At 73.4% G+C, this 4,445-nt stretch carries 5 protein-coding genes; 2 read left to right on the top strand and 3 right to left on the bottom strand.

Going from position 1 to position 4,445, the window contains the following annotated elements:
- The coding region (locus tag ACWEVO_RS31045) for a nitronate monooxygenase (protein ID WP_452311020.1) at nt 1-489 on the bottom strand (489 nt) is incomplete at its 3' end.
- 177 nt (nt 490-666) lie between these two features.
- Between ACWEVO_RS31045 and ACWEVO_RS31040 the strand changes: the two genes are divergently transcribed.
- A complete protein-coding gene (locus ACWEVO_RS31040) occupies nt 667-1,560 on the top strand; it encodes an SDR family oxidoreductase (RefSeq protein WP_452311019.1) in 894 nt (297 codons plus the stop codon).
- A 5-nt stretch (nt 1,561-1,565) separates the two neighbouring features.
- Here the strand turns inward: ACWEVO_RS31040 and ACWEVO_RS31035 are convergent, their stop codons facing one another.
- Nucleotides 1,566-3,194, bottom strand: a complete 1,629-nt coding sequence (locus ACWEVO_RS31035; RefSeq protein WP_452311018.1) for a glycoside hydrolase domain-containing protein — start codon at nt 3,192-3,194, stop codon at nt 1,566-1,568.
- A gap of 227 nt (nt 3,195-3,421) precedes the next feature.
- Between ACWEVO_RS31035 and ACWEVO_RS31030 the strand changes: the two genes are divergently transcribed.
- A complete protein-coding gene (locus tag ACWEVO_RS31030) occupies nt 3,422-3,973 on the top strand; it encodes an N-acetyltransferase family protein (protein ID WP_452311017.1) in 552 nt (183 codons plus the stop codon).
- Here the strand turns inward: ACWEVO_RS31030 and ACWEVO_RS31025 are convergent.
- On the bottom strand, nt 3,957-4,385 hold the full coding sequence (locus tag ACWEVO_RS31025; RefSeq protein WP_452311016.1) for an ester cyclase: 429 nt from the start codon (nt 4,383-4,385) through the stop codon (nt 3,957-3,959). The two genes, ACWEVO_RS31030 and ACWEVO_RS31025, sit on opposite strands and share 17 nt — an antisense overlap.
- Nucleotides 4,386-4,445 lie beyond the last annotated feature (60 nt).

Raw genomic sequence — 4,445 nt, 5'->3', positions numbered from 1 at the left:
GGCGGCGGCCTCGGCCTCGGCCGGGTCGGTCACCGTGACCAGCACCCGGCTACCGGCGCGGCGCAGGTCGCGTACCAGGGCCGCGGGCGGGAGGCCGAAGGTGAAGCTGACCACCGGCACCGGGTCGCGCACCAGCAGGTCGAGCTTCGCCGCCCAGCGGTCGTCGTCCTCGACCCGGTCGGCCGCCGCCAGGTCCAGCCCGTACGGGGCGCCCTCGGCGGCGATCCGGTCCGCGTACCGGCGGAAGTCGGTCTCCCCGATCGGCACGGGGGTGGGCGCGAAGACGTTCACGCCGAACGGCCGGCCGCCCGGCCGCGCCGCGGCGATCTCCGTCGCCATCGCGTCCGGGGTCTTGTAGCCGGCGGCCAGGAAACCGAAGGCGCCGGCCGCGCCGACCGCCGTCACCAGCGCCGCGGTGGTCGGTCCGCCGCCGAGCGGCGCCGCCACGACCGGGGCGTCCACCCCGAGCAGTTCCCGTCGCGTGTCCATGCCGCCAGTCTGCCGTGCGAAGGGCGGTTCGGCGGCGCCCTGGTGCGGGGAACTCCGGCGGTGACGTGCCGACCGGTCTACGGTGCCAGGAGGGGCGGGCCCAGGCGGGGTCGTCCCACCCAGCCTCTCCGAGAACCACGTGGGAGTGGTGACCGTGCAGCATCCGACCGCGTGGAGGTGGCAGTGCGAGAGTCGGCAGCTGAGCCGTCAGGGCGTCCGCTGGCCGGGCGGGTCGCCGTGATCACCGGGGCCGCGCGGGGCATCGGCCGGGCCGCCGCCGTGGCCCTCGCGGAGGCCGGCGCGCAGGTCGCCGGGGTCGATGTCGCCGGCCCGGTCAGCCCGATCCTGGACTTCCCGCCCGCCACGGCGGAGGACCTCGCCGAGACCGGCCGGCTGGTGGCCGCAGCCGGCGCCCGGTGGTCCGGTCACGTGGCCGACCAGCGGGACCTGGCCGCCGTGCGGGGCGTGGCCGAGGCGGTGGAACGCGACCACGGTGGCGTCGACGTGGTGTTCGCCAACGCCGGCATCCAGGCGTTCAAGCCGCTGCTGGAGATGACCGACCCCGACTGGCACGACCAGATCGACGTGAACCTGACCGGTACGGCGAACGTGCTGCGCGTGTTCGCCCCGCTGCTGGTCCGCCGCGGCGGCGGCCGGCTCATCGTCACCTCGTCCACCCAGGGACAGCACGGGACGAAGAACGGGTCGGCGTACTCGGCGTCGAAGTGGGGGCTGATCGGGCTGGTGAAGTCCGCCGCGCTGGAGTTGGGGGCGCACGGGATCACCGTGAACGCGGTCATCCCCGGGCTGGTGGACACGACCCTGACCCGGCACGCGGACCGGTACGCGCAGGCCATCGCCGAGGGCGGGCGGACGCCGTCCGGGGACGCCGCGACCGACGAGCGGACCGCGGTCGAGGTGCTCCGCGCGAAGACGCCGCTGGGGGTGCCCTGGGTCCAGCCGGAGGACGTCGCGCCGCTGGTGGTCTTCCTCGCCTCCGACGCGGCCCGGATGGTCAGCGGCACCGCGTTCGCCGCGACGGCGGGCGACAGCGCCCACCTCACCGCCTGAGCGCCTCACAGCAGGGGTTGCATGCCGCCCCAGCCCGTACCGACGCGGATCCGGGCCGGGAAGGTGGCGCCCCGGCCCCGGTAGAGGTAGAGGTAGCCGGTCGCCTTGTCGACGGCGACGAGATCCTCGCTGCCGTCCCGGTTGAAGTCGCCGATGCCGACCAGGTCGCGCATGCCGTTCCAGCCCGCGCCGACCTGGACCCGGGCGCCGAACCCGCCGGAGCGTCCGGGATAGCGGAACAGGTAGCCGGTGGACTTCTGCCGGGCGAGGAGGTCCTGGTAGCCGTCGCCGTCGATGTCGCCGATGCCGACGAGTTCGTCCATGCTGTTCCAGCCGCTGCCGATCGCCTTCCGCAGGGCGAACGAGGTGCCGCGACCCGGGTAGAGGTAGAGGTTGCCGCTGGAGGTCTGGACGGCGAGCACGTCCTGGCGGCCGTCCCCGTCCAGGTCGCCGATCGGGGTGATCTCGCGCATGGTGTTCCAGGCGGTGCCGATCCGGATCCGGGTGGCCCAGCCGGTCGGGCTGTGCGGGTACAACCACAGGTCGCCGGTGGTCTTGTTGCGGGCGATGACGTCCTCGTACCCGTCGCCGGTGAGGTCGGTGCGGACGATGGCGTCCATGCCGTTCCAGCCGGTGCCGATGGTGGCGCGGCCACCGAAGGACGTGCCGTTGCCGGGGTAGAGGTACAGGTTGCCGGTGGACGGTTGGCGGCTGAGCAGATCCGACCAGCCGTTGCCGCTGAAGTCCCCGAAGGGGGTGCGCGGCAGGGGAGCGACGTCCAGGTAGTCGTTGTCGATGTTGATCGTCACGCCGCCCCAGGTCTCGTCGTGTCCACCCTGGTACTGCTTCATCCGGCGCTGCGGCGACCAGTAGGTGCCGGGGATGGCCGGATCGGAGACCGTGGCGACGCCGTCCCAGCGGGCGAAGTCCAGGTAGTCGGGCGGGACGTTGCCCGGGGTGCCGTAGGCGGCGACCTGGTCGGCGACGCCGGAGGCCAGGCTGCTGTAGAAGCCGGACAGGTAGCCGAGGTCGTGCAGCCGGGCGGTCCACGCGCTCAGGAACGCGAGCACCGCCGTCCGGCAGCCCGCGTCGTCGGTGCGGTACGCCTCCATGTCGAAGATGAGGACGCTCTCCGGCGCCAGACCGAGGGTCGTCGCCTGGGCGACGGCGTCCTCCGCCTGGGCGCGGCCCTGCGCCGCGGCGCTGGCCGGGTCGATGAGGTAGCGCTTGTTGGACGTGGTGCAGGGCGCCTGGAGTCCGAGGTAGATCGGCATGAGGTGCCAGCCCGCGGCCTGCTGTGCGGCGACCCAGGTGGGGGTCAGGTTGGGTTGGGTGCAGGCCCGGTTGATCCCGCCGAAGTAGATGCCGATCGCCCGGTACGGCGAGTTCGCCAGCCATGTCTGCATGGTGGCGGCCGGCGGGGCGGTGCAGGCGTCGAAGCCCAGCCCGGTGAAGCTGCCGGGCGACGGGCCGGCGGCGGCGACGGGCGCGTCCACCGGGGTGGCGTGGGCCGGGGCGGGTGCCGCCGCGGCGAGCGTCAGCACGGTGAGGGCGGCGGTCAGGAGGGCGCGGATCAGGTGGCGCCCGGGGTGTGGGACAACGCTGCTGTCCATGCCGGTCTCGATTCTGGCCATGGTGACCAACCGACTGGTCCTGCCCTCCAGTGCAGCAGGTCGGGCCTCGTCCCACCATGGCCGAATGGACCGTTCATGCTGCTCAACGGGGCTGTCGGCTTCCGGAATCGGCTGTGCCGGGCGCCGGGCGAGCTCCTGCCGAGGATCGCCTGGACAGCGAGCCGTGGCGGCTTCTGGCAGCATCGCTCCGATCAGGGCCGGCACGAACCGGACCGTGAGGAGGCCTGATGGTGCTGGTGGTGCGGGAGGCGACTCTGGCGGATGTCGACCCTGTCATCGACGTACACACGCGGGCGCGTGTCGCCTACTACCGAGCGGGTGGCGCCGGGATCGAGGACGTGACGGGTCGGGCCGTGGTGCAGGAACAGCGGGCCGGTTGGACCCGGGCGCTGCAGGCGCCCGAGAAGCTGGTGCTCTGCGCGGTCGCCGACGCCGAGCTGGTCGGCATCGCCGCGATGGGTCCCCCGCTCCCGGCCGACGTGGACGCCCGTACGGCGGGTCAGCTCTACCAGATCCACGTGCTGCCCGGGCGGTGGCGCTGCGGCATCGGGACGCGCCTGCACGCGGCCTTCCTGGACTATCTGGCGCGGTCGGGCCGGCGGACCGGGCTGCTTGAGGTGTGGGAACGCAACTCGCCGGCGCAAACGTTCTACGCCCGGCACGGCTGGCGGCCGGACGGGCGGCGCCGCCCGGGCGGACCGGACGGCTCCGACTACGTCTACCTTCGGCTGAACCTGCCGGAACAGGAGCGGCCGGACCGGGTCAGCCAGCGGCGGTGAGCTGGGCGGATACGCCGGCGCGGTCGATCTGGATCCAGTAGTCGGTGATCAGGCCGTCGGCGACGTGGTAGACGACCGAGTTGATCTGCCGGACCTCCCGGCCGGTCGGCGCGATCCTGTCGACCGCCCCCAGGTGGCGTCCGGTCTGCGTCAGCCGAAGGTACGCGCGTGCACCGTCGACGAGGAACTCGTCGATGACGATGGTGAAATCGCCCCAGGCGGCGATCATCTCCCGGAAGTGCTCGGCGTAGTCCTCAGGGGTCCGCTCGATGGTGACGGGGCGCTCGGACTGCACCTGATGGGCCCGGACCAGCGGGGCCAGGAACTCGGCGGCCCGCTCCGGCTGGAGCCCGGAGCGCACGTACCTGACGAAGTCGGCGACGACCCGGCGGGTGACCTCAGCGTCGATCATGGCCCCAGCCTGCCATTCCGGGTGGCCCCGATTCGTTGGGACCGGGCGGGGGGCGGCCGG

The sequence above is a fragment of the Micromonospora sp. NPDC003776 genome, from assembly GCF_053605645.1.
Note: the sequence above shows the minus strand (reverse complement) of the source record. Positions and strands in the feature narration are given on the sequence as shown.

What these genes read in the sequence shown, in the direction of transcription:
- ACWEVO_RS31025 (WP_452311016.1), bottom strand. Translation starts at nt 4,385, where the DNA reads ATGATCGACGCTGAGGTCACCCGCCGGGTCGTCGCCGACTTCGTCAGG.
- ACWEVO_RS31035 (WP_452311018.1), bottom strand. Translation starts at nt 3,194, where the DNA reads ATGGCCAGAATCGAGACCGGCATGGACAGCAGCGTTGTCCCACACCCC.
- ACWEVO_RS31030 (WP_452311017.1), top strand. Translation starts at nt 3,422, where the DNA reads ATGGTGCTGGTGGTGCGGGAGGCGACTCTGGCGGATGTCGACCCTGTC.